Genomic DNA, 26036 nt, shown 5'->3' on the forward strand with positions numbered 1-26036 from the left:
TCATGACTTCTCGGCGGCCATCTGGGTGGACGATGGTCAAATCATAACCACCCTCAACATCTTGCTTGGTGATGCTAGTACCCTTGACGGTAACCACATGAAGAAGTTTATCTCTATCACCTTGGGCTGATATCTGCACGCCATTTTCACCAACAAATCTAACCTCATTGGTGGAATGTACAGCTTCTTTATAGATATTTGGGCCACCAGCGGCATTAGCAGTGGTTAGGTACCAAGCCATGTGACGAATATCACCGACAGTAGCAGCAACACTGTCTTCGACTCGCTTGGCACTAAAATTGGTTACACCACCTGCATCTCTACCCAGACCACTGGTTAAATTATTCAAAACCACAGGATTAGTAGTGCTACCTGCCGCATCTTGTAATGAGACGACCACCTGATTATTAAGCACAGTGCGAGATTGAGTATCAACAAAGCTACCGTCAGCTTTCTTAAAGAGCTTGGTGCCATCTGCTTTGGTATAAACCATCGGCACTTGATCTAAAGTTCCCTTAGCGACAGAAAACAGCTGCGAGCCGTTCACTGCATCGGTAGAGGTGGCTGAGATCTCACCAGCTGCCACATTTTGGATACGGCGTTCTTTGCCAGCAGAGCCGATGGTCAGTACGCCATTAGCAGTACTACCAGCGAAGTTTGCAAAGGTTACACCACCCACCTTGACATTATCCACCACGCCTTTATCGCCTGCGGTGGTGGTTGTACCCTCTGGGTTACCAACAGCCGAAGTACGGTTTTTGGTACCTACTCCAGTACCAGTAGTGGCTACGGTTTCCATGCCCAGATACACAGAGTTTGCCACATCTGCTTTGGTATCAGAACCTAGTACAAATGCTTTGTCGGCAGTTACCTGGTTATTAGCACCCACTGCATGGCTATCAGTACCGCTGACTGTATTAGCAAAGCCATAAGCACCAGCATTGGCAGATGCTACTGTGGTATTCACACCCACTGCGGTGGCATTAGCTTCTGTCGCTCGGGCAAATTGGCCCACTGCGGTGGTATTAGGTTTTGTCGCTTCGGCATTAGCGCCCAGTGCGGTGGATTCTTCTCCTAGCGCTTGGGTTTGGTAGCCCACTGCGGTGGCATTAGTTCGTGTCGCTTGGGCAGTTGTGCCCACTGCGGTGGATTGTTCTGCTTTCGCTCGGGCAGTATTGCCCACTGCGGTGGAATCTTGTGCTATCGCTTCGGTATTTTGACCTACTGCGGTAGAATGTTCTCCTGTCGCTCGGGAATTGTGGCCCAGTGCGGTAGAATATACTGATGTCGCTTGGGCACCTTGGCCCAGTGCGGTGGAGTTCTCTGCTGTCGCTCGGGCATCTTTGCCCAGTGCGGTGGCTCTTTGTCCTGTCGCTTGGGCATATGAGCCCAGTGCGGTAGAATGTTGTCCTGTCGCTTGGGCAACTGAGCCCAGTGCGGTAGAATGTTGTTCTTTCGCGTAGGCGCTTGCGCCCACTGCGGTAGAATCTTGTGCTGTCACTTGGGCACCTGCGCCCAGTGCGGTGGATTCTTCTCCTAGCGCTTGGGCACCATAGCCCAGTGCGGCAGAATAGCTTCCTGTCACTTGAGCATTTTGGCCCACTGCGGTGGATTGGTCTGCTGTCGCTTTGGCAGAATTGCCCACTGCGGTGGAACGATCTGCTGTCGCTTCGGTATTTTGACCTACTGCGGTAGAATATTCTCCTCTCGCTTGGGCAGTTGCGCCCAATGCTGCAGAATTGCTTCCTGTCGCTTGGGCACCTTGGCCCACTGCGGTGGATTGTCGTCCTCTCGCTTGGGCATTGTGGCCCACTGCGGTGTCATCAGGTTCTTCCGCTTGGGCATTGTGGCCCACTGCGGTGGATTGTTGTCCTGTCGCTTTGGCCCCAATGCCGGCCGCCAATGACTTACTACCCACAGCACCGCCTTTGGATTTGATACTGCCCTTGTTAGTATCAGGATCACCCGCTTCTTGAGTATCTGTACCATCATTGACATGGAAGTAAGTAGGGGTACCTGCCACCGCTTTTAACTGTGCCACATTCACCGCATCAGAGTCGGCACTCCCTGCGGCCACATTGATGATTTGACGGGTTGTGTTGGTATTACCTACTGATACCGCACCATTGTTTGTGCCTTTGATGGTTGCCAAAATCTCTGCGTTATCTTTTGTCATATTGGTTGGCGAATATACGCTGTTTTGGTCAGCATTCGGTGTGGTGCTGGCCGTGGTTGTACCTTCTGGCAGTCCAGCACGATCTGCCAAAGAGAGCGAACCCAATGCAATTGAACCTTGTTTTTTTGCAATAGCATTTACACCAACAGCAATGCTTTCTTTAGCCATAGCAGTAGAACTTACACCGACAGCGAGACTTGTCTCACTCATAGCTTTGGCAGCCGCACCTAATGCGGTTGCAGCAATTTCGCTCGCTTGAGCATATGCACCAAATGCTGATGCATGCTCGCCATCAGCTTTTGCCTTGCTGCCCACTGCTGTACTATATTTAGCATTTGCTTTTGTGTCATAGCCAATTGCTGTGGCATATTCACGCTCAGCCCAAGCACCGTAGCCCAATGACATCCTACCATATATTGGCTGAAAGAAATAAACCATATTGCCTTTATAAGCACCATTACTACCACAATGTTCCAATAATTCATCATAGCTATCACCCACATTCCCTCCATAATACCCACCTTTGACTCCTACGTCTGAGCTAACACACAAATAATCCATTCCGCCTACTAGAGCGGGTTGAAGATTGGCATCTGTTGGAAGAGGGACTGGTTGAAGTTCAGTAAATTCAGCAGCTGCATTTGGAATAGCCAGTATGACCGAAGCAGCCAATGCACTTAAAGTTAATATTTTGACTGGTGTTGATGATTTTTTGACGGTGCCGACGGTGGCAGTGCCTTTGCCTTGAGCTTGGGCGTATTCACATACAGCTTGAAAGGTTTGGGTGGATTTATTAAAAATCACACGGTAGATATTATTCATAGACATTTCTCATAAAAATAGCAAACAGATTTTGGATACGCATCATTATCCTTTGATTTAGTGTTAAACTAATTGTCTTGTAACAAAAAAGTAACTTAAATGATATTTAGTATACAGATAACAATATGCGAATTAAGACTCTCTCCACACGCCAAGCAATCAGCTTATTCATCAAAACACCATGTATCACAACCTTTTAAATGACTTTTATATTGTCTGTATTGGTCTGCTGTTGGTGTCTGTTATGGCGGTGCATAGCGGGGGGGGGGAGATTTTGCGCAGCTATTATAATGACTTTTTTGGGGTTTGGGTAGTGATTTGTGCACTATTTTGTTAACAAATTGTAAATAAGTGCTGTTGGTCATGAGTGTCATTGGCAGTTGGTACACATCTTGTCATGGGCATTTTTTATATATTTTTTATATAATAGACTTTCTGCAAAACCCCGAGTTAAGGGAAACCGCTCAAAGTGAGCCTGTCGAACCATGACGGTTTTCGCTACCCTTCGACAAGCTCAGGGCGAACGGAAAACCTAGTTTTGCAGGAAGCTTAATAGATACAAGTGTTCACCTAGTCTGACAGCCATTTATTGCCAAATGATGATTCACCGCTTGCCATCACTTGATCAAGTTTTGATACATGGCATGATGGCAATATGGTAGAAACATATTGGAAATATTATAGAAACAACATAGCAATCATCGCATCACCTCGCCATCATTGTTGTATGCTCATGTTTTATGATGATGAAAAATGCACCGATATTTATTGAGAAAGATTGTTGATAATTACAAAACAATCGCCAATCATGATGGCAAAAATGCTAAAATACACCCACAAAAAATGATGAATTCATTAATAAACATTTGTCATTATCATTATAAATAATAAATAGCCAAATAAATAACTAAGGTTATTATCATGCCAAACAACCCAATCCCAACCAAACCAAAAAAACAGCGTCCACCACCAGAAAAAATCATTCCGCATTCTAAGGACATGGACGCCACCAAGCATCGTGTCCACCCTCGTTTTACCAAAGGCAAATATCAAAACATACGCCTGATCACCATGTATGCAATATTGGTGGGGTTTTTAATCGCCCCTTGGTTACGCTGGAATGGACGACAGGCGATACTGCTTGATGTCATTGAACCAAGATTTTATATCTTTGGGGCGACTTTCATGCCACAGGATTTTTATTTCTTTGCATTCGTGTTCATCATCGCTGCCATGACCTTATTCATGGTTACTGTCTATGCTGGGCGTGTGTGGTGTGGCTATGCCTGCCCACAGACCATCTATGTGCATCTGTATCAACACATAGAAAAATGGGTCATCGGCGAGCGTAACAAACGCATCAAGTTTGACAAACAGCCTTGGAATGGCGAAAAAATCCTAAAAACTTTGTTGATGCACGGCATTTGGCTGATTTTCTCTGCGGTTACCGCTTTGACATTCATCGCCTTTATCACTGGAACAGATGATTTGTTTTTTAATGGACATACGCTGTTTTTTATGGGTTGGGGCAAGATGACATGGGTATTTTTCTTATTAATTACCTTTGTTACCCAGACCAATGCAGGCTATATGCGTGAACATATGTGCGTGCATTTGTGTCCGTATGGTCGCTTTCAGTCGGTGATGTTTGACAAAGATACCTTGCTTGTCTCTTATGATTATCAGCGAGGTGAGCCTCGTGGGGCTCGCAAAAAAGGCGACCACCCAGAGGGATATGGCGACTGCGTGGATTGTAGTATGTGCGTGCAGGTATGCCCAACAGGCATTGATATCCGTGATGGGCTACAAGTGGAGTGTATTCAGTGTGCCGCTTGTGTTGATGCGTGCAACGAAATCATGGATAAAGTGGGCTATCCACGAGGGCTGATTCGCTATACCACCGAACGGCAAATGCTTGAAAACCAAAAAACCAAAATCATCAGCCCACGCATCTTTGCTTATATATTTGTGCTGGGTGCTGCCATCACAGCAGCGACACTGGTTGCAACAGGGCGTGCACCACTAGAAATGGAAATCCGCCACGACCGCAAACAAATCAGCACGGTACGACATGGCATGGTAGAAAACAGCTATGTTCTAAAAATCGTCAATAAAACAGACGAGCGTCAAGTCTATAAAGTCCGCCTAGAACCTGTTGAGGGCATGACGCTACAATCTCGCTTTAAGCAAATCCCATTACAAGCCAATGAGCCATACGATTTGCCTGTGAGCGTCATTGGCGATGCCAGCATCATCAAAGCAGGTGTTACACCAATCACCATCACGGTTTATACCGAAGATGGTAAATACAGTGTCAGCACCCAAGATAACTTTGTTTATGAAACAAAGCAACAATCAGTCAAATAAGCAATTTGGTGGGCAATTAGCCACAATACATGGCAACAAACATAGCAACAACGCATAGCAACAACACAACCATAAAACCGCCTTACATGGGCGGTTTTATGGTTTTTGTCTCAAAATTGCCATCACTGATGCCGATTTTTATCTTTTAATCCATGATGAATAATCAATGGTTAAAATCTGCCAAATGTGCTAAAATGGCACAAATATTTGTCATCTTAACTTAAAATCATCTTAATCAGCCATGCCCACCAATACCCCCCACCAAAAAGAACCTTGGTACAAAAACCCTTTCATGACCATCTTTGTTGTCGGTCTGCCTGCGCTGGTCGTGGTGGTGTGTATCTTTTTTATTGTGTGGTCGATTCGCATTCAAGACAGCACCGTCAGAGATGACTGGTATATGGACGGCAAAACACTGTATCAAGATGCCACTCGTGATAAGCTGGCACATGATTTAAACATCTCTGGTGTCATGCGATTTGATGATAAAATTGATGATAACAATGTCCACTTTGAGCTACGCTACCCCCAAGACAGCATAGATACTGGCACGCTCAAAGATGGCACACCCCTACAATACCCAGCAACACTTAGCGTATCCATTTCTCATGCCACTGACAGCAGTCGTGATAAAGATTTTATCATCACGCACATGGGCGATAATGTCTATCAAGGCAAAGTTGCCATAGATGACACGCCTGCCAAATACTATCTACAAGTCAGCAATGAAGGCACTCACAACTGGCGACTGCGTCAAACACAAAAACTCCCTGCCAAAAATGTCGTTTTTGTGCCGTTATCTAGCTTTGATGATAGCAAGCAAGCCCTGCCAGACCAACGAAAAAAACGCTCTTAGATTTTTTTGATACTTTTGATGGATTTAAGGGCTTTGATTTAAGATTTTGGCAATCATTGGCAACAAGATGCCAATGATTGCCAAAACCAAACCAACTTTCCACTTTCCACTTATCTGATTGATACCGATACCAAGCCATCATCATAAGCATTTATCACAGTATCCATTCATCACGGTATGACAGTATCACAGTATTAATGACGAATACTGTTCAGATTGCTCTTGATTTTGTTCTTCGGTGATGACTTGGCGTGCCACATGTATGATGAGCTGTCTTAGCCAGCGATGTGCTGGGTGGTGCTGTAATAATGGCGACCACGCCATGGTCAGCTCAAATTCTGGAATAAAAAACGGTGGCTCTTTGACGATGATTTGCGGATTGTTATGTGCTTGGAGTTTGGCGACACGAGTTGGCAATGTCGCCACCAAATCTTTATTTGCCGCCAGCATCGCAGGCATTTGATAATGGCGAGTAAACACGCTGATTTGGCGTTTTTGCCCAAGTCTTTGTAAAGCTTGGTCAATAGAACCCAATCCACCAGACTTTTCAGGGTTTACCCCAAAACCCACACCCATGCCTGTTTTTGATACCCAGACATGCTGAGCTTTTAGGTAGTTTTTTAGGTTAAATCTATTGACATACGGACTGTCTGCTGATAACAAACAGCTGAAAGTATCTCGCCACACCAGCACCTGATGAAAACTCTGCGGAATCTCATTAAAGCGATTGATTGCCAAATCCACACGCCCCTGCTCCATATCTCGATAAGACACATCAGATGGCGTCAAAAAGTCTAAAATCACATTTGGTGCCTCAGAACGCAGCGCCTTTACCAATCGTGGCACCAAGGTCGCTTCGGCATAGTCGCTTGTCATGATACGAAACACACGAGAGGTGCTGTATGGACGAAACTCGGTTCTTGGTTCAAGCAAGGTACTGACATCAGAGAGTATCTCACGAATGCGTGGTTGAAGCTCACCTGCCCTTTCGGTTGGGGTCATGCCCTCTGACGAACGCACAAGTAATGGGTCATTAAATAAAGACCGCAGACGACGCAAAATATTACTCATCGCAGGTTGAGTGATGCCAAGCTGTTCGGCTGATCTGGTTACATTTTTCTCACGCAAAAGCACATCTAAATAGACCAATAGATTTAGATCAACTTTTTGTAGATTCATGATTTTTCCTTATTCGTTCATCGCATTAACCAACAGCTCACACAATCAGCACAGGCGTGCCAACCTCCACCATATCAAACAGCACAACCAAATCATCATGATGCATTCGCACACAACCATGCGACATTGGCACACCCATCGGCTCGGTATCTGGTGTCCCATGGATATAAATATAGCGAGCAAAACTATCACAGACGCCATCAGCATTTTCACCTTTATTGATGCCCACCTCACAGCCGTCCAGCCATAAAATTCGGCTCAATATCCAGTCTCTGTTCAAAAATTTTTGCCCCAATGCCTCATCATAAATCTCGCCTGTAAATTGCCTGCCAACAAAGACAGCATTTTTTGGGCATTCGCCGCCAATCTTTTGAGCGATGGTATGGCGACCAAGCGGTGTACAGCCTGTATTTTCAAGCTGACCTGTACCATTTTTGGCGGTAGATATGTCAAAACTTATCAAGACATCATCAGCATCAAGCACGCTCAGACGCTGTGTGGCGGTATCAATATATAGATGAATGCTTGCAGATTGAGAACTCATAGATTATCAAATTAAAAAATGATGGCTATTTTGTAAAATGTTAGTTTAGCAAATTTTCATGGGTTTTGTGCTGATTTTTTTAAAGTCTGGGCAAATTCTATGGTTTTTATGGCAAATTTAAGGCATATTTTTTTAATTTTTATCGTTTACCATCAAGATGATTGTTCAGACCATGACCAAGACGGCAGTTTTTGGTAAAAAATACAAAATCCACACCCAAAAGCTCAACAAAAATGCTATAATTTTTGACAGCCATCATGTTTTGACAGACTAAAAATCTGTGGTTTTATTTCAATGTATGTTAATGTACTGTTAAGCGAACAACGCCCTTATTTAAACATCAGTTGTTATTTATTATTTTAGTTTTAAACGGAGTTTTTTTATGTCAAACGCCACCATCTTACAAAACCTGCCTACTGGGCAAAAAGTAGGCATTGCTTTTTCTGGCGGTCTGGACACATCAGCTGCCCTACTATGGATGAAGCAAAAAGGTGCAAAACCATACGCCTACACCGCCAATCTGGGTCAGCCTGATGAAGACGACTACAACGCCATTCCTGCCAAAGCCGAGCAGTACGGAGCCATCAAGGCACGCCTGATAGATTGCCGTATGCAACTGGCCTTAGAAGGCATTGCTGCCATTGCTTGCGGTGCTTTTCATATCACCACAGGTGGTATGCCCTATTTTAATACCACACCACTAGGACGAGCAGTCACTGGCACCATGCTGGTTACCGCCATGCATGAAGACGATGTGCATATCTGGGGTGATGGCTCAACCTACAAAGGCAATGACATTGAGCGGTTTTATCGCTATGGTCTATTGGCCAATCCTGCTCTCAAAATCTATAAACCTTGGCTGGATCAACAGTTTATTGACGAGCTGGGTGGTCGCTCTGAGATGAGTCAGTTTTTGATTGACAATGGCTTTGATTATAAAATGAGTAAAGAAAAAGCCTATTCCACTGATTCAAATATGCTGGGGGCAACACACGAAGCTAAGGATTTGGAATTTTTGAATGCCAGTCATAAAATCGTTGAGCCAATCATGGGGGTGCGTTATTGGGACGAAGATGTCAAGATTGATGCTGAAGAGGTGAGCATTTCTTTTGAACAAGGAATGCCAGTCGCCATTAATGGTGAACGCATTGACAACCCTGTTGAACTGATTCTAAAAGCCAACAAAATCGGTGGTCGCCATGGGCTCGGCATGACCGACCAAATAGAAAACCGCATCATTGAAGCCAAATCTCGTGGTATCTATGAAGCTCCCGGTATGGCATTGCTACACATTGCCTATGAGCGACTGGTTACTGGCATTCATAACGAAGACACCATTGAACAATATCGCATCAACGGCCTGCGACTTGGTAGATTGTTATATCAAGGTCGCTGGTTTGACTCTCAAGCTCTCATGCTCAGAGAGACCGCTCAGCGTTGGGTGGCAAAAGCCATCACAGGTACAGTAACGCTAGAACTTCGCCGTGGCAATGATTATAGCATCATCAACACCGAATCAGCCAATCTTACCTATGAGCCAGAACGCCTGTCTATGGAAAAAGTTGAGGATGCAGCATTTACACCACTTGACCGTATCGGTCAGCTGACCATGCGTAATCTTGACATTACCGACACTCGTCATAAACTTGGCATATACACCCAAGCTGGACTGCTTGGCGTGGGTGCTGGCAATGCCGTACCACAGCTTGGGCAAAAATAATTTTGCCTGCCAGCAAAATAGCCTAAGCCTTTAAACAAGCCATGTCAGCATACAGATGGCATGGCTTATCATCACGATTTTTTATCGCATTTTTTTATCACAATGTAGATTGATTAATGAGCAAATTTTATTATGCACTGATTGCATGGTTTGTGGTACTGCTTGGCTTATTTTACAAACAAAGCACCCAACAAACACCGCCCACTTTCACCCAAACTACCACCACCGCCCAAGCAACAACTCCACAGCTGATCAAAAGTGATGTCTCTCGCACTCACCTTAGCGTACACTCAGCCACCTTAGCCCACATTCGCACTCATCAAGATGCAATGCTAATGAGTGCATGGTTTGCAGGCAGTCGTGAAGGTGCAAAAGATGTGCAAATTTATGCATCATTTTTACCCTTGGCGGATTTACAAACGATGCCAAAAACGCCTCATCATCTATGGTCAGAACCGATGGTGATTTTAACACCTGAAGAGCTTGCCCAAAAAAGCGGTACACGCATCAAAAAGCTGGGCAACCCCGTCTTGCACCAAACCAATGATGGCACCATTCATTTATTTGTGGTGGCAACCAGTTATGCTGGTTGGGCAGCATCAAAAATCTATCACTTAACCTCCAAAGATGGCAAAAGTTTTGATTTTAAACAAATTTTACCTTTATCACCTTTTTTAAACATATCGCACTTGGTGAGAGTTTTGCCCATTTCTTTGAGTGATGGCGGTTTTTATTTGCCCATTTATCACGAAATGGCTGCCAAGTTTGAGGTGATTTTGCGTTTTGATGAAGCAGGCAATTTGATGGGCAAAATGCGTCCTAATGGCCTAACCAAAACCCTACAACCCAGTCTTGCCCCCATTTCAAGCACCGATTGCCTCATGGCACGACGCCATCGCCATTCACAGCCACTTTTAATCCAAGAATGTACCGATGGTGGTCAAAAATGGAGTACTCCCACCCCCACCAATGTGGATAATGACAACAGCTCTTTAAATGTCATCGCCATCAATGGCACGCCCTATCTGATTCACAATCAACGCCAAGCGGATAATACTCGATTTTATTTATATTTATCCCAACTGCACAAACAAGATGGGCGTATTAACACCACAAAAACCCTACTTTTAGACACCGCAGATACAGGGGAGGTCTCCTACCCAACCAGCTTGGTGGTGGGTGAGCACTTGCACATTGTCTATACACACGACCGCAAGTCCATTCGTCATATAGCACTCAATCAAGCCTTTATTGATGAAATGGTGGCGTGCCAAAAAATGGGAAAAACGCCACAATATGACGATGAATCCACCGATGCTCATGTAATCCATCACAGCGTAAAAACCCCTTTAATCTGCCGATAAGCTTGCAAGGAGAAAAACCATGACCCATCTTTTTTATCCTATCATCGCTTATGGCATTTTACTGTGGGCGTCTTTGATTTGGTTAATTCATCGCCCTATTACAAGCCGAATTCATCAGCTTTTTTATTATGCCAGCAAGCCAAAATACAGCTTTGGCTTGGCAATTGTGGGCATACTGACTGCATTTTTTGGATTGACTTATTGGCTTGGCATCTTTGGCGAGCCATCTGTTTTGACGGTGCTACTGGCACTGGGATATACCTTAAACCACAGCTTTCATTTACCTCATTTTGCACTTAACAAATCTGCCCAAGCTTGCCTTGGCGTAGGCGCATTACTGATTGTACTGACTTCGCTTGGCTCATTCATTGAGGTAGGTGTGGATTTTTATCATCATACGCTGGGCGTCAATTTGGTCTGGCATTATGTCATTTTTGCACTGATTTGGCTTGTGGCAATGTATCATGATAAAAAAGCACTCATGTTAGGGTGGGTTTGCCTTGTTGGATTTGCACTGTCTGTCATGCAAAGCCCTTTTATTTTGGATTATATGGCAGATGTTTGGTTGTTTTTTTGGGTGATTGGGTTTGGCGTACGATGGGCTTGGCAAAAACTGTTTGGTTTATTGCCCCGCAAACAACCACAGGACTCATAAAACTCATGATTTCTACCATTACTCAAGGCTTTTTTGTTTCTTTTGGTTTGATTGTTGCCATCGGTGCCCAGAATGCTTTTGTACTAAAGCAAGGGCTATTAAAACAGCACATCTTTTGGGTGTGCTTGGTATGCTTGGCGTGCGACATAATTTTGATGAGTGTCGGCGTATTGGGGCTTGGCAGTCTGATCAGCCAAAGCAAAACAACCACGCTGATTCTTGCGATTTTTGGGGCGATATTCTTATTGTGGTATGGCTTTTGTGCCTTTCGCTCAGCATACCATGGTAACACCAACTTATTAGTTAATGACACTTCCAATAAAACAAGCTTAAAACAAACCATCGCCACCACTTTAGCACTGACCTTGCTCAATCCGCATGTGTATTTAGATACAATCGTTTTGGTTGGTAGTATCGCAAGCCCACTCTCAGATACTCAAAAATACTACTTTCTCATTGGTGCATTTGGTGCATCAGCGATATGGTTTTTTAGTTTGGGCTATGGCTCAAGACTGCTTAGCGTGCTATTTGCCAAGCCAAGCACTTGGCGAATTTTAGACACACTTATTGGTGTGTTCATGTGGTTAATTGCGTTTGGCCTTATGAATTACGCCATCAATTTAAGATAAATTGACTTAACGGCTGTTTTAAGCCCAAAGCCAAGGTGGAGCAATATAAAAAAATACCAAAATTCATCAAAGCTCTGTTTTGATACAAACGCTCATTTCATGCTACAATAAGCAAAAAATAATTTAAGCAAAACATGATTTTAAACACGACTTTTAGATAGATATTGTGTTATTTATTTTTGTTTATTCTATTTTATCCATTTAGACCAAATGAGCAAAACATGACCACACTCACTCTCATTCAACCAGACGATTGGCATATTCATCTGCGTGATGGTAACGCCCTAAATATCACCGTACCACACGCCGCCAATAGCTTTAATCGTGTTATTTGTATGCCAAATCTGACACCGCCCATCAAGACGACCAGCGACGCTATTGCTTATCGTCAGCGAATCTTAGATGCCTTGGCAAATAGCGACATTAACAATGAGCGAAAATCCAATTTTGACCCACGCATGGTGCTATATCTGACCGACCATACCACAGCTGATGACATTATCCAAGCCAAGGCTTCTGGTATCGTCCAAGCCGTTAAGCTCTATCCTGTTGGTGCAACCACCAACTCAGCCGATGGCGTAACAGACATTTTGGGGCTTACCAGCGTCTTTGAAGCCATGCAAAAAGTGGGATTACCTTTGCTTGTACATGGTGAGGTTACACACAGCAACATTGACATTTTTGACCGAGAAAAGCGATTTTTAGATGAGGTATTGTCTGTCATCATCGCAAATTTCCCAGAGTTAAAAATTGTCATGGAGCACATCACAACCGCAGATGCGGCTGATTTTTGTCTGGCTCAAGCAGCACATATCGGTGCAACCATCACACCACAGCATTTATTATTCAATCGCAACCATCTGCTTGTAGGCGGTGTCAAGCCTCATTTTTACTGCTTACCAATCTTAAAACGCGCCAAACATCAAGAACGCTTATTGGCAGTGGCAACCAGTGGCAATCCTAAATTTTTCTTAGGTACAGATTCTGCCCCGCACGCCACTCACACCAAAGAATCTGCTTGTGGCTGTGCTGGTTGCTACTCTGCTGTTCACGCCTTACCCTTATATGCCACCGCTTTTGAAAGCGTCAATGCACTAGACAAGCTAGAAAACTTCGCCAGTGTATTTGGGGCAAATTTTTATGGCCTACCAATCAATACCAGCACCATCACCCTTGCCAAACAACAACAGACCGTGCCTGAGTCCTACAACTATTTAGATGGTAAGACTCTCACACCACTACTGGCAGGGCAAACACTGGCATGGACACAGGTATCATGATGGCACAATTTGCAGATAAGCCATCAACCCTACAGGAGCGTTTTCGTGGCTTCTTACCTGTTGTGGTTGATGTTGAGACCGCAGGCTTTAATGCCCAAACAGATGCTCTACTTGAAATTGCCTGCATACCAATCTTAATGGACGAGGTGGGCAAACTGTATCAAGGCGAGACACTTAATGCCCATATTGAGCCATTTGTTGGAGCAAATCTTGAACCTGCTGCTCTAAAGTTTACAGGCATCAATCCTGACAGCCCTTTTCGTAAGGCCATCAGTGAAGACGAGAAGTCAGCTCTTCGCCGTATTTTTAAGACACTAAAAGAAATTCGCAAACAAGCAAACTGTCGTCAGTGTATTTTGGTTGGACATAACGCACATTTTGACTTAGGTTTTTTAAATGCTGCAATTGCTCGTACCAACAGCAAAAATCATTCGCCATTTCATGCGTTTAGCGTATTGGATACTGCCAGCCTATCTGCTCTTGCTTATGGGCATACGGTGCTGGCTCGCACCTGTGTCATGGCAGGGCTTGGTTTTGATAATACACACGCCCACTCTGCTGTGTACGACACCCAAAAAACCGCTGAACTATTTTGTCAGATTTTTAATGAACTGCCTATGCTGCTGAGCACACCAACACAAAATGATGAGACAGACGATGAGTTTTTGGTCGGCTAAATCATCATAAACCTGTTTTATCACCCAAGATGATGATATGGGGCAAGCTGGTTAAAATTTTGACATCAAGCATGATGCCCTATTAATCATCATCAAACTTAATCAATTTTAATAAGGAAAAAAATCATGCCTTCATTTGACATCGTTTCAGAACTCAATGTTCAAGAGGTGCGTAACGCCATTGGCAACACCGACAAAGAAATCGCCACTCGTTTTGATTTTAAAGGTAGCAACATCACTGTCGAGCTGAATGAAAAAAACAAAACCATCACCATTACTTGTGATAATGAACTACAAGCCGATAATGTGTATGCCATCTTTGAAAAACAGCTCATCAAGCGTGGTGTGGATTTGCAATCCCTTGACCCACAGGACAAAGCACAATCAGGCAAAACCACCAAACAGGTCATTAATTTAAAAGACGGACTGGACTCAGATACCGCCAAAAAAATCAGCAAAGCAATCAAAGAATCCGACCTCAAGGTCTCCGCCAGCATTCAAGGTGATAAAATCCGTGTCTCTGATAAGAAAAAAGATAATTTACAAGCATGTATGGCGTTTTTAAAAGAAAAATCTTTTGGCATACCGCTACAATTCAACAATTTTAAAGACTAAAATATCTCTAAAAATCATTAGTCTATAAATTATTTTAACTTTTTTTAAAATAAATTCTTGACGGATAAAAATTATTTGCTATAATAGTCGCACTTTTGAGATACACGGTGAAAGCGTTCAAAAGTTAGTAAAATGGCTTAATTTAAGTTAATTTTACAGTCTTAGTGCTCCATTCGTCTAGAGGCCTAGGACACCGCCCTTTCACGGCGGTAACAGGGGTTCGAATCCCCTATGGAGTGCCAATATTCAAAAACAGCCCTTGCATTTTAAAGGCTGTTTTTTTATTTTTACAATTTTATTCATAAACATCATTTTTAAAAAGACCAATAAAAAGCCGTTTGTTTCACCAAGACAAACGGCTTTTTTATATCAAATCATTGACGCACCAAGCGTTTAACCTTGCCAATCTCAGCATGAAGCACACGCACAGGATTGATGTCTATGCCACCCCGTCTGGTATAGTTGGCCGATACTCGCAAAGCGTTCGGTTCAAAGCACATCACCAAGTCAGCAAATATCCGCTCCACACATTGTTCATGAAAGCCGTTATGCTGACGAAATGACAAAACATATTTTAAGAAATTTTTAAAGTCCAACTCATATTTGGTGCTCACATCAATCTGCAACACCCCCCAATCTGGCTGATTGGTAACAGGGCAGTTTGAGCGTAACAGATTACTATAAAATTGATAAGATTTTAATTCACCTTTGGTAGGGTTTTTTAAAACAGTGCCATCAATGTCATCACTTAATAAAACCTCATCACTTTCATCGCTCAGCACATCATCAATGCAATAGCCAACTGGCCGAACAATGTCCAATTCATCAGAATCCAAATCAATGATTTGCACATCAACATCAGCACCCACGCATTGTGATAAATCTTGCTGTATGGTATTTTTTATTGCTTTAATATTATCAAATTTAGTAAAGTTAAGGCTATTAAAATATAATTTTAATGATTTGGATTCTATGATATTGGGTGAATTGGCAGGAATGATTAATCTTGCCATTGCCACTTGTGAGACGCCAATCGGATTTAGCCACGATAATTCAAAGACTTGCCACACATCTACGCCCTGATATTCACTTTGGCATACACCACCAAAGCCTGTTTGTTTGATAATTTCATCTCGTCCGATTTGCCGTGAGATGGGGTATAAAATGGCTGGGTCATAAGTTTTGGGATAGCTGGTACTCTCACCCAATACGCCATGAATACTCATCTTTATCTACCTTTTTAAATTCGCCTTTTTATTTTAAGATATTCTAATTCGCTTACCATCTAATAATATTTTAAATGCCACGCCATAAAATACCACACAAAATACCAAAATTACCAGCAATGAATGAACCACATTCACATCAGAATGCCCCAATACCCCATAACGAAAGGCATTAACCATATAAACAATTGGGTTGAGCAATGACAACTGCTGCCAAAATGGCGATAGATTATCCAAAGAATAAAACACGCCACCCAAATAGGTCAAAGGCGTTAAAATAAAACTTGGCACAATAGAAATGTCATCAAAAGAACGGGCAAATACCGCATTGATGAATCCACCCAGCGAAAATAGCACCGAGGTTCCAAGAATGGTCAAAAGCATCACCGCCAAATTGGCAATGAATAAATGCGTAAACAACAACGCCACACTACTCACAATGAGTGCGATGGCAAGACCACGAAATACGCCACCGCCAATATAGCCTAACAATATGGCGTGCTTGGAGATTGGTGATACCAAAAGCTCATCAACACTACCATGAAATTTTGTACCAAAAAAACTTGATACCACATTAGAATAGCTATTAGTAATGACCGACATCATAATCAAACCCGGCACGATGAACTGCATATAATCAAATCCACCCATCTCACCTACTCGGCTACCAATCATCTGCCCAAAAATAACAAAATACAGTGTCATGGTAATGACAGGTGGCAATAATGTCTGTGGCCAAATGCGTAAAATGCGTTTAATTTCTTTGAATAACAAGGTATTAAACGCAACCAATTGAGTATTCATAAGCTCGCTCCACGATTTAGTTTGGTACTTTGATTGTCATCTGCCAGATGACTTATGCCACCTTGAACATGGCTGTCTACCACACCTATGAATAGTTCTTCTAGACGGTTGGCTTTATTTCTCATGCTCAGCACCTCTATGTTTGCATCATTAAGTTGAGCAAAAACACCATTCAGGTTTTGCGATTTATCCAAAGTAATTTCTAAAGTTTTGTGATCCACCAAACACGCATGATGCACATTGTCTAATTTTGGCAAAGCCACCAATTCATCTTTTAAATCAAATACAAAGGTTTCTAATGATAATTGTGTGAGTAAAGATTTCATCTCGGTGTTAATCAAAATTTCACCGCAATTTAAGATGGCAACATACTTACAAAGCTGTTCTGCCTCTTCTAAATAATGCGTAGTAAGAATGATGGTTGTACCCTCTTCTTGATTAATACGCACCATAAAATCCCACATAGAACGGCGAAGCTCAATGTCTACACCTGCAGTTGGTTCATCTAATATCAATAACTTAGGTCGATGCATCAAAGCACGAGCAATCATCAGGCGGCGTTTCATACCACCAGAGAGCGAACGAGATTTGGTATGGCGTTTTTCCCACAGCCCCAATTCTTTTAATAAAAATTCAGCTCGTGGCAGTGCATCTGCTTTTTTGATGCCATAATAACCTGCTTGGGTAATGAGTATCTCCAAACATTGCTCAAATTGATTAAAATTAAATTCTTGAGGAACGACACCCAAAAATGACTTGGCAAGACTGGGCTTCTTGTGCAAATCCACACCAAAAATTTCCACCACACCATCTGTGGGCGGAAATAACGAACTGATGATACCGATCATGGTGGACTTGCCCGCACCATTTGCCCCCAAAAGAGCAAAAAATTCGCCTTGTGCTACAGTCAAATTTACCCCATTTAAGGCAGTAAAACCATTAGAATAAGTTTTTTTAAGATTGGTAATTTTTAGGGCAGGTATGGTCATTTTATTTTAACATCGATGAGTTGTTCTTTATGCTAACAACTAAAAACTGGTGGTTTGAATACTAACAAAAAAAAATATTTTTTGATAAAAACGGCAAATAGCCTAAGCGAATATCACCTAAGCTACTGCCATTTAAATCAAATTATTAAAGATGGACTATTGTAACTGGCTGATGATGTAATCAACAGCGTTTTTCACTTCATCATCAGAAATGTCGGCACCACCACGAGCAGGCATCGCATTAAAGCCATTGATGGCGTGGTTATATAAGGTATCTTTACCTTTGGCAATGCGTGATGACCAATCTGCTGTACCTATTTTTGGTGCACCAATCAAACCTGCATCATGGCAAGTAGCACAGATGGCTTTATACAACATATCGCCTGGGCGAGCCTCACCCTCAACCGCAGCAGCTAGCACAGTGATATTAATATCACACTCTTCGCCATCAAAGCATACTTTGCCATAAGGGGCAATGCGTGAGATGAGTTTTGGATAAAGAGCAATGAGTTTTTTGACTTGATCGCTGTCCTCAGCGATGACCTCTTCTGCTTTTTTTTCAACAAGTGCAGCTGCCTCACTTTCGGTAGTAGTTGCAGCAACCTCACTGCTTTCGGTAGCAATATCCGTGGCAGGCTTGGTAGCTTCTTGAGCTTGGCTTGCCATAGTAAAAATCGCCAGCGTAGCAGCGGCAGATAATATTACAATTTTTTTCATTGTCATCATCTCTTCTTAGCCTTGAGCATAAACTCTGGGTAATGAACCTTGGGCAATGACTGGGTGGATAAAACCACAACAATACATTCCCAAACAAATAAATTTTTCCTTGCTATTATAAGGGAAAAAGGGGACAAAATGCCATGTTTTTTATGTAATATCTCAATAATTTGTAAAATTTTAGCAATATTTTTAAAAATTGACGACTTTTTTAGTCAATGGCTGGTAATTTTCCCAAAAACTTGGTAGAATTTACCCAGTTTTTTGTAGGCAGTCTTTAAAAAAACCAATTTGTAAAAATCAAAAAAAACAATACGCACCTATAGCTCAGTTGGATAGAGTGTTGGCCTCCGAAGCCAAAGGTCGTGGGTTCGATTCCCGCTAGGTGCGCCATTTTATTAGCCTGTATAAAAAAAATCACCCAATACCATATTGGGTGATTTTTTTATTGAAATTAATTTTGACGATAGTTTGGGGCTTCTTTGGTAATCTGCACATCATGCACATGAGACTCTTTCATACCAGCCGATGTTACCTTCACAAAAGTGGTGTTTTTACGCATCTCTTCAATGGTCTTACAGCCTGTATAACCCATGGATGATTTTAGACCACCAGACAGCTGATTGATAATACCTGCAACAGGGCCTTTATAAGGCACACGACCCTCAATACCTTCTGGAACAAGTTTTTCCACACCCTCTTTGGCATCTTGGAAGTATCGGTCAGATGAGCCATTTTGACCGCTCATCGCACCCAGTGAGCCCATGCCACGATACGCTTTATAATAACGACCCTGAAACAGCTCAACCTCACCAGGAGCCTCTTCTGTACCTGCAAGCAAACTACCCACCATGATACATGACGCACCTGCTGCGATGGCTTTTGCCATATCACCAGAGAAGCGAATACCGCCGTCAGCAATGAGTGGAATACGGTCTTTTAGTGCAGTAGCAACATTATCAATCGCACTGATTTGAGGCACACCAATGCCTGCAATAATACGAGTGGTACAAATCGAACCTGGACCAATACCCACCTTCACTGCATTTGCACCAGCATCCATTAACGCAAGTGCCGCATCACCTGTGGCAATATTACCTCCGATGACTTGGATATTTGGATAGTTTTTCTTAATCCATGCCACACGATCAATCACACCCTTAGAATGCCCATGTGCAGTATCCACAATAATGACATCGACATTTGCCCCAATCAATGCCTCAACACGAGCTTCAGTATCTGCACCCGTCCCCACTGCAGCACCCACACGCAAGCGACCTTTATCATCTTTACACGCATTTGGATTGTTCTCTGCCTTAGTGAAATCATTGACTGTAATCAAGCCTTTTAAGCGAAAATCATCATCAATAACAACCACCTTTTCAATGCGATGCTCATGCAATAGCGTCTTAATCTGCTCTTGTGGTGTACCTTCTTTAACCGTAACCAACTTATCTTTTGGGGTCATGACATTTGATACAGGCTGGTCAAGATTGGTCTCAAAACGCAAATCACGATGGGTAACAATACCCAACACTTTATCCGTACCACGCTCCACCACAGGCACACCACTAATTTTATGCTCACGGGTAATTTTTAAAAGCTCACCCACAGTCACCTCAGGACATACGGTTACAGGGTCAGCAACCGTACCAGCTTCAAATTTTTTCACATGACGAACACGGCTGGCCTGATGTTCAATATCCATGTTTTTATGAATAATACCCAAACCACCAAGCTGTGCCATCGCAATCGCCATCTTGGATTCTGTTACGGTATCCATGGCAGCTGAGATGATTGGGAGATTTAGGGTAATATCGGTGGTTAGGCGAGTACTAAGATTGGTTTCTTTTGGTAGGACTTCTGAGTAGGCAGGAAGTAGCAATACATCATCAAAAGTTAAAGCGTCGTAGGCAATGCGTAGCATAGGTTATTTCCTTAGGGATTGACCTACTTAATGAAAGCCAGAAAACCCAACAATCAAAAGCAGGTTATGAAATAACGCTGTATTGTATCAAAATTTATACAAAAAAAGCAAGTTGATTTTGATATTTTTATCACAAAGATTCAATTTAGTTTGGCAGGCTTCATCAAAGCAAAAACCTTAAAAATACACTGGCAATTAAAGATAAGTTTTGGCATAATTGTTTGGTTTTGAATCAATCTATTTTAACCAATGGCGTACTTTTTTTATGATGACCTCTTCTTTTTTTAAGCTGGCAAACAAACCACTACTCATCGCTATATTAGCTTTGAGTCTCAATGCGTGTGGAGAAAAACCCACCAACTCCCAACAAGGGCAACAAATTGCTCAACAAACAACCAAAAAGCCAAGCGACAGCACCCAAAACACTCAATCTGATGCTACCGTGGTATCCGCCTTACAAACAAACCTAAAAAAATCTGGTGTTGATTTGGTTGTAAAATCTGCCACCGCCACACAAATGCAGGGCATATATTGGGTCATGTTTGATGATGCACCCCCAATGTTCACAGACATCAAAGGGGAATATCTGATTCAAGGGCAAATTGCCAAAATCGGCGATAAAACACCAATTGACATCACATCAACCTTGCAGTCCTTACTTGCCAAAGAATTGCTTACCAAAGTCAATCCGTCTGAGATGATTGTTTATCCTGCCACAGGCAAACATCAAGCAGCGATATATGTCTTTTCTGACCCAAGCTGTCATTATTGCCAAAAACTACACAGCGAAATCAAGGACATCACCGACAAAGGCATAGAAGTACGCTATTTGGCTTGGCCCAGAAGCGATAGACTCATTCCTCTCACCGAGGCGATTTGGTGCAGTAACGACCGACACGATGCCTTAACGCGTGCCAAACAAGGGCAAAATATCACCGCACCCACCTGCGACAACCCTGTCAAAAAACACATGGCACTTGGTCATCAAATTGGCGTAGGTGGCACCCCTGCCATTTTCACTGAATCTGGACAACAAATCGGTGGCTATCTGCCTGCAACTGAACTTGCCAGACTTGCCATTGAGTACAAAAATTAAATCACCATGACAACCTAAAAACCTGCCTAATGACACAAAACAACATCGAAACTAACAAAATACAAAAATTTTTATGAAAATATCTAGCAAGTTTTGTAAAGTTATGTTAAGTTAGGCAGTCATTATTTGATCAATTTAACAAACACAAATTTACCACATAACATCTGAGAAACTCCCGTGAACAAAACCATCAATCTTGCCGTGCTTGGCCTAGGTACTGTCGGCTCCGGTGTGGTTAATCTTTTAAAAGACAACACCAATGAGCTGGCTCGTCGTAGCGGGCACACCATCAATATCACACATGTAGGCACACGCCGCCATCGTGATGACATTGACCCCAATATCAAACAAAACGCTGATTTAATGGCAATTGCTGAAGCTGACGATGTAGATATTGTCATTGAGGTCATTGGCGGCACCGATGTTGCTAAAGATGTTATCATGCACGCCATTCGCCACAAAAAGCATGTCGTTACCGCCAACAAAGCCCTACTTGCTAAATACGGCAATGAAATCTTTGCACTTGCGGACAAGTATGGCGTACAGGTACGCTACGAAGCGGCAGTGGCAGGTGGCATTCCCATCATCAAAATCATTCGTGAAGCCTTAGCAGCCAACAAAATTGACTGGCTTGCTGGCATCATCAATGGCACTGGCAACTTCATCATGACCGAAATGCAAAGCAAAAACCGCAAATTTGGTGATGTACTGACAGAGGCTCAGGCACTAGGCTATGCTGAATCCGATCCCACTTTTGATGTTGAGGGCATTGACGCTGCACATAAATTATCTATTTTGGCGTCTATCGCTTTTGGCATTCCAATTCAATTTGACAAAGTGTATTGTGAGGGCATCACTAAAGTAGGTCTACAAGATGTGATTTATGCCAAAGAATTGGGTTACAACATAAAACATTTAGGTTTTGCCATTCGCCGTGATAATGGCTTTGAACTGCGTGTTCACCCCACTTTGATTCCAGACACCACTTTGCTGGCTAATGTTCATGGGGTAAAAAACGCTGTTATGATAGATGCACACCCACTTGGACAATCGCTATATTACGGCGATGGAGCTGGGGCTGGGGCAACCGCTTCTGCGGTGATGGCCGATGTCATGGATTTGATTTATGTCATCACCGCTGCCACACCAAGCGATGTACCACATTTGGCCTTCGTTCCAGAGGAGCTCTCGGACACTCGCATACTATCTAGCGATGAGATGACCTGCGGTTACTATCTGCGTTTGACCGTCAAAGATGAACTGGGTGTATTGGCGGACACCACTCGCATTTTAAGCGACAACGGCATTAATATTGATGCCATTTTACAAAGGGACGCTCATAAATCAGGATTGGTGCCAGTCATCATCTTGACCCTACCCGTCCTAGAAAAACAAATGAACAACGCCATCAAACAAATAGAACAACTAGACGCTATTACCGAGCCCTTGGTACGCATTCGCCTAGAAAGTCTTGATGAGTGATTGGTTGTGATCAAAAAAAGAGCGTGAGATGAGTTCACGCTCTTTTTTATTGCTTTTTTAGACTAAGCTCTCCGCCAAGTCGTTCCTGAACGACTGTCTTCAAGCTCCACACCTTGTTCTTTTAGCTCATGGCGAATCTGGTCAGCACGAGCGAAGTTTTTATCAGCTTTAGCCTCTGCTCGCTCAGCAATGAGTGCTTCTATCAACTCGGCAGACAAGCCATCATCATTGACACCTGCCTGCAAAAACTTACTTGCTGATGTGGTCAAAATCCCAAGATTGCTTGCCAATGTCTTTAAAAGTATGCCATATTGGACAACACTTCGCTCATCACCTGCCTTGACGGCTTTATTGATCTCGCCTGCTACCGCAAATAGTACACTCACCGCTTTTGGCGTGTTAAAATCATCATTCATCGCAAGAACAAACTCATCAGCAAAACCTTTGGCAAAATCCGTTTGCACAATCACATGATTTACCACAATCTCGCCCATACCTTCGGCAGATTTTAAGGCATGGTACAAACGGCTGATGGCAGCATGACTTTCGTTCAAAGCAACATCAGAGAAATTAACCTGACTGCGATAATGGCTTGATAAAATAAAAAATCTAACCACTTCTCCATGAAACTTGGCAAGCACATCTTTGATGGTAGAAAAATTCCCCAATGATTTGCTCATTTTTTCGCCATCAACATTAATAAAACCGACATGAAGCCAATTGTTGGCATAAGTTTTGCCTGTACAAGCTTCAGATTGGGCGATTTCATTTTCATGGTGCGGAAATTGCAAATCATGCCCACCACCGTGAATGTCAAAAGTCTCACCAAGACAACGGCCACTCATCGCCGAACACTCAATATGCCAACCTGGACGACCATCACCCCAAGGGCTTTTCCATGCAGGCTCGCCCGCCTTGGCAAGTTTCCATAAAACAAAGTCAAATGGGTTGGTTTTATCACCCACCACATCAACACGACTGCCTGCTTGCATTTCATCAAGATTTCGCTTGGACAATTTGCCATAATCTTCAAAACTATCCACTGCATAATACACATCACCACCTTTGGTATAGGCGTGTTTTTTGTCCATTAAAGTACTGATGATATTTTGCATATCATTGATGTGTTCGGTGGCTTTTGGTTCAATATTGGGGCGAAGGCAGCCTAAGCTGTCTGCATCTTCATGCATGGCTTTGATAAAGCGAGCGGTCAGCTCACCAATGCTCTCACCATTTTCGTTGGCACGATTGATGATTTTATCATCAATGTCTGTAATGTTTCGTACATAATTTACATCAAAACCAAGCGACATAAGATGGCGATAAATCACATCAAAGGCCACCATCACACGAGCGTGTCCAATATGACAAAAATCATACACCGTCATACCACACACATACATACCAACTTTACCTGCCATAAGTGGCACAAAAACCTGCTTATCTGCAGTCATGGTATTATACATACGAAGATTGGCTTGATGATGGCTAAACATACTCATGGCATATCCAAAAAAAATTAAAACAATCAATTTAAACGCATTATCATACCGAAAATTACATCAAAATACCATCATTTATCTTACAATTTATCCATTTATCATCACAAGATAAAAATTAACTTTAAAAAACTTTGCTTGTGCAAATATTTAAGCTCGATTAAATCATTTAAAATCAAAAATAACCAAAAGATCAAGTTAATAGCCAACAAAAAAACACCCTAAAATTGAAGTTTTTAACTTTTAGGGTGCGATTTAAACGGCTCTCAAACAACACTTAGGTTGTTTTTATCAGCATGGATCAGTTGAACAAATGATCAATCGCCGCACGCTCTTCTTCAAGTTCATTTAAGGTAATATCGATGTATTTTTGACTAAACTCATCAATTTCAAGACCTTTAACAATTTGATATTCGCCGTTCTCGGTAGTTACAGGAAAACCAAACATGACGCCTTCTGGAATGCCATACGAACCGTCAGATGGAATGCCCATGGTTACCCACTCGCCATTACTGCCAAGTGCCCAATCACGCATATGATCAATTGCAGCGTTTGCCGCAGAAGCTGCAGAAGATAAACCACGAGCCTCAATGATGGCTGCACCACGCTTGCCCACAGTTGGCAGGAAAGTATTGGCATTCCATTCTTGGTCATCAATCATGTCCTTAACAGACTCACCATTGATGGTGGCAAAGCGATAGTCGGCATACATGGTTGGGCTGTGATTACCCCAAACAGTAAGATTTTTGATGTCTTTAACAGCTTTGCCAGTTTTCTTGGCCACCTGGGTTAAAGCACGGTTGTGATCTAGGCGTAGCATGGCAGTGAAGTTCTTCGCTGGCAAGTCTGGTGCTGATTTCATGGCGATGTAGGCATTGGTATTAGCAGGGTTGCCCACAACCAATACTTTGACATCACGGCTGGCCACATCATTTAGTGCTTTACCTTGAACCGTAAAAATCTTAGCATTTTCTTGAAGCAAATCAGCACGCTCCATGCCAGGTCCACGAGGACGAGCACCAACCAACAATGCATAATCTGCATCTTTAAATGCCACATTCGGATCATCAGTACCAATCACATCATGAAGCAGTGGGAAGGCACAGTCATCAAGCTCCATGATAACGCCCTGTAGTGCTTGCTGAGCTTTTTCATTAGGGATTTCAAGAAGTTGCAAAATCACAGGTTGATCTTTACCAAGCATTTCGCCAGATGCAATGCGAAACAGCAGGCTATATCCGATTTGACCAGCAGCACCAGTAACGGCAACACGAACAGGTTGTTTGCTCATAATATTGTCCTTGTTAAGTAAATTCGGTTCATTTCAATAATTTTAAACTAATTTTGCGATTTTAACATCGTCTTCAAAATCACAAAATCAACTTAGTGTAGCATTTTTCACCATAGACCGT

Annotated in this window: 21 protein-coding genes and 2 tRNA genes; 13 read left to right on the plus strand and 10 right to left on the minus strand. The window is 42.7% G+C overall.

Translation table 11 applies throughout. The features are described 5' to 3' along the window. The coding region (locus tag R0123_RS08145; protein ID WP_323843708.1) for an ESPR-type extended signal peptide-containing protein at positions 1-2998 on the minus strand (2998 nt) is incomplete at its 3' end. Positions 2999-3919: 921 nt separating this feature from the next. Here R0123_RS08145 and ccoG point away from each other — a divergent pair. After that, positions 3920-5365 (plus strand): cytochrome c oxidase accessory protein CcoG, encoded by a 1446-nt coding sequence (ccoG, locus tag R0123_RS08150; RefSeq protein ID WP_416381712.1) that lies wholly within the window; start codon positions 3920-3922, stop codon positions 5363-5365. Positions 5366-5657: 292 nt separating this feature from the next. After that, positions 5658-6221, plus strand: a complete 564-nt coding sequence (locus R0123_RS08155) for a FixH family protein (protein WP_323843709.1) — start codon at positions 5658-5660, stop codon at positions 6219-6221. Positions 6222-6407: 186 nt separating this feature from the next. Here the strand turns inward: R0123_RS08155 and R0123_RS08160 are convergent, their stop codons facing one another. Both R0123_RS08160 and R0123_RS08165 read right to left on the minus strand, forming a co-directional pair. After that, entirely contained in the window at positions 6408-7400 is a 993-nt protein-coding gene (locus tag R0123_RS08160) for a LysR family transcriptional regulator (RefSeq protein WP_323842366.1), read from the minus strand. A gap of 37 nt (positions 7401-7437) precedes the next feature. Continuing rightward, entirely contained in the window at positions 7438-7944 is a 507-nt protein-coding gene (locus R0123_RS08165) for a L,D-transpeptidase (protein ID WP_323843710.1), read from the minus strand. 382 nt (positions 7945-8326) lie between these two features. Here R0123_RS08165 and argG point away from each other — a divergent pair, with 382 nt between their 5' ends. From argG to R0123_RS08205, 8 genes are all read left to right on the plus strand, one after another. Then, entirely contained in the window at positions 8327-9664 is a 1338-nt protein-coding gene (gene argG / locus R0123_RS08170; protein ID WP_323843711.1) for an argininosuccinate synthase, read from the plus strand. A 116-nt stretch (positions 9665-9780) separates the two neighbouring features. After that, positions 9781-11028 (plus strand): sialidase family protein, encoded by a 1248-nt coding sequence (locus tag R0123_RS08175; protein WP_323843712.1) that lies wholly within the window; start codon positions 9781-9783, stop codon positions 11026-11028. 19 nt (positions 11029-11047) lie between these two features. Continuing rightward, positions 11048-11683: a hypothetical protein gene (locus tag R0123_RS08180; RefSeq protein ID WP_323842362.1), complete on the plus strand. Its 636-nt coding sequence runs from the start codon at positions 11048-11050 to the stop codon at positions 11681-11683. Beyond that, positions 11602-12312 carry a LysE/ArgO family amino acid transporter gene (locus R0123_RS08185; protein ID WP_323843713.1) on the plus strand — a complete coding sequence of 237 codons (711 nt, stop codon included), beginning with the start codon at positions 11602-11604 and terminating at the stop codon, positions 12310-12312. The genes R0123_RS08180 and R0123_RS08185 overlap by 82 nt, the downstream gene beginning before the upstream one ends. Positions 12313-12533: 221 nt before the next feature. Next, positions 12534-13592 (plus strand): dihydroorotase, encoded by a 1059-nt coding sequence (gene pyrC / locus R0123_RS08190; protein ID WP_323843714.1) that lies wholly within the window; start codon positions 12534-12536, stop codon positions 13590-13592. Then, positions 13592-14269, plus strand: a complete 678-nt coding sequence (gene rnt, locus R0123_RS08195) for a ribonuclease T (protein WP_416381522.1) — start codon at positions 13592-13594, stop codon at positions 14267-14269. Before pyrC ends, rnt begins: the two co-directional genes overlap by 1 nt. A 126-nt stretch (positions 14270-14395) precedes the next feature. Next, entirely contained in the window at positions 14396-14884 is a 489-nt protein-coding gene (locus R0123_RS08200; protein ID WP_323843715.1) for a YajQ family cyclic di-GMP-binding protein, read from the plus strand. A gap of 166 nt (positions 14885-15050) precedes the next feature. Continuing rightward, positions 15051-15126: transfer RNA gene (locus tag R0123_RS08205), tRNA-Glu, on the plus strand. A gap of 132 nt (positions 15127-15258) precedes the next feature. Here R0123_RS08205 and queF read toward each other — a convergent pair. The 4 genes from queF to R0123_RS08225 form a co-directional block, all read right to left on the minus strand. Beyond that, positions 15259-16110: an NADPH-dependent 7-cyano-7-deazaguanine reductase QueF gene (queF, locus tag R0123_RS08210; RefSeq protein ID WP_323843716.1), complete on the minus strand. Its 852-nt coding sequence runs from the start codon at positions 16108-16110 to the stop codon at positions 15259-15261. A 33-nt stretch (positions 16111-16143) separates the two neighbouring features. Next, positions 16144-16914 carry an ABC transporter permease gene (locus R0123_RS08215; RefSeq protein ID WP_323843717.1) on the minus strand — a complete coding sequence of 257 codons (771 nt, stop codon included), beginning with the start codon at positions 16912-16914 and terminating at the stop codon, positions 16144-16146. Next, positions 16911-17903 (minus strand): ABC transporter ATP-binding protein, encoded by a 993-nt coding sequence (locus tag R0123_RS08220; protein ID WP_323843718.1) that lies wholly within the window; start codon positions 17901-17903, stop codon positions 16911-16913. The genes R0123_RS08215 and R0123_RS08220 overlap by 4 nt, the downstream gene beginning before the upstream one ends. Before the next feature lie 156 nt (positions 17904-18059). After that, positions 18060-18629: a c-type cytochrome gene (locus tag R0123_RS08225; RefSeq protein WP_323843719.1), complete on the minus strand. Its 570-nt coding sequence runs from the start codon at positions 18627-18629 to the stop codon at positions 18060-18062. 307 nt (positions 18630-18936) lie between these two features. Here R0123_RS08225 and R0123_RS08230 point away from each other — a divergent pair. After that, a tRNA-Arg gene (locus R0123_RS08230) sits at positions 18937-19013 on the plus strand. A gap of 61 nt (positions 19014-19074) precedes the next feature. Here R0123_RS08230 and guaB read toward each other — a convergent pair. Then, positions 19075-20547 carry an IMP dehydrogenase gene (gene guaB, locus R0123_RS08235; RefSeq protein WP_323842353.1) on the minus strand — a complete coding sequence of 491 codons (1473 nt, stop codon included), beginning with the start codon at positions 20545-20547 and terminating at the stop codon, positions 19075-19077. Positions 20548-20812: 265 nt separating this feature from the next. Here guaB and R0123_RS08240 point away from each other — a divergent pair, with 265 nt between their 5' ends. Together R0123_RS08240 and R0123_RS08245 are read left to right on the plus strand one after the other, a co-directional pair. After that, positions 20813-21643 carry a DsbC family protein gene (locus R0123_RS08240; protein ID WP_323842352.1) on the plus strand — a complete coding sequence of 277 codons (831 nt, stop codon included), beginning with the start codon at positions 20813-20815 and terminating at the stop codon, positions 21641-21643. A 177-nt stretch (positions 21644-21820) separates the two neighbouring features. Next, positions 21821-23125: a homoserine dehydrogenase gene (locus tag R0123_RS08245; RefSeq protein ID WP_323843720.1), complete on the plus strand. Its 1305-nt coding sequence runs from the start codon at positions 21821-21823 to the stop codon at positions 23123-23125. Between the two features lie 62 nt (positions 23126-23187). Here R0123_RS08245 and cysS read toward each other — a convergent pair whose 3' ends face one another. Both cysS and R0123_RS08255 read right to left on the minus strand, forming a co-directional pair. Then, positions 23188-24627 (minus strand): cysteine--tRNA ligase, encoded by a 1440-nt coding sequence (gene cysS / locus R0123_RS08250; RefSeq protein WP_323843721.1) that lies wholly within the window; start codon positions 24625-24627, stop codon positions 23188-23190. Between the two features lie 298 nt (positions 24628-24925). Beyond that, a complete protein-coding gene (locus tag R0123_RS08255; protein WP_323842349.1) occupies positions 24926-25915 on the minus strand; it encodes a malate dehydrogenase in 990 nt (329 codons plus the stop codon). Positions 25916-26036 lie beyond the last annotated feature (121 nt).

The organism is Moraxella sp. Pampa (genome assembly GCF_035181385.1).
Lineage (GTDB): Bacteria > Pseudomonadota > Gammaproteobacteria > Pseudomonadales > Moraxellaceae > Moraxella.

Coding starts and splice junctions, on each gene's coding strand:
- ccoG (WP_416381712.1), top strand. CDS start 3,920: ATGCCAAACAACCCAATCCCAACCAAACCAAAAAAACAGCGTCCACCA.
- R0123_RS08155 (WP_323843709.1), top strand. CDS start 5,658: ATGACCATCTTTGTTGTCGGTCTGCCTGCGCTGGTCGTGGTGGTGTGT.
- R0123_RS08160 (WP_323842366.1), bottom strand. CDS start 7,400: ATGAATCTACAAAAAGTTGATCTAAATCTATTGGTCTATTTAGATGTG.
- R0123_RS08165 (WP_323843710.1), bottom strand. CDS start 7,944: ATGAGTTCTCAATCTGCAAGCATTCATCTATATATTGATACCGCCACA.
- argG (WP_323843711.1), top strand. CDS start 8,327: ATGTCAAACGCCACCATCTTACAAAACCTGCCTACTGGGCAAAAAGTA.
- R0123_RS08175 (WP_323843712.1), top strand. CDS start 9,781: ATGAGCAAATTTTATTATGCACTGATTGCATGGTTTGTGGTACTGCTT.
- R0123_RS08180 (WP_323842362.1), top strand. CDS start 11,048: ATGACCCATCTTTTTTATCCTATCATCGCTTATGGCATTTTACTGTGG.
- pyrC (WP_323843714.1), top strand. CDS start 12,534: ATGACCACACTCACTCTCATTCAACCAGACGATTGGCATATTCATCTG.
- rnt (WP_416381522.1), top strand. CDS start 13,592: ATGGCACAATTTGCAGATAAGCCATCAACCCTACAGGAGCGTTTTCGT.
- R0123_RS08200 (WP_323843715.1), top strand. CDS start 14,396: ATGCCTTCATTTGACATCGTTTCAGAACTCAATGTTCAAGAGGTGCGT.
- queF (WP_323843716.1), bottom strand. CDS start 16,110: ATGAGTATTCATGGCGTATTGGGTGAGAGTACCAGCTATCCCAAAACT.
- R0123_RS08215 (WP_323843717.1), bottom strand. CDS start 16,914: ATGAATACTCAATTGGTTGCGTTTAATACCTTGTTATTCAAAGAAATT.
- R0123_RS08220 (WP_323843718.1), bottom strand. CDS start 17,903: ATGACCATACCTGCCCTAAAAATTACCAATCTTAAAAAAACTTATTCT.
- R0123_RS08225 (WP_323843719.1), bottom strand. CDS start 18,629: ATGATGACAATGAAAAAAATTGTAATATTATCTGCCGCTGCTACGCTG.
- guaB (WP_323842353.1), bottom strand. CDS start 20,547: ATGCTACGCATTGCCTACGACGCTTTAACTTTTGATGATGTATTGCTA.
- R0123_RS08240 (WP_323842352.1), top strand. CDS start 20,813: ATGATGACCTCTTCTTTTTTTAAGCTGGCAAACAAACCACTACTCATC.
- cysS (WP_323843721.1), bottom strand. CDS start 24,627: ATGAGTATGTTTAGCCATCATCAAGCCAATCTTCGTATGTATAATACC.
- R0123_RS08255 (WP_323842349.1), bottom strand. CDS start 25,915: ATGAGCAAACAACCTGTTCGTGTTGCCGTTACTGGTGCTGCTGGTCAA.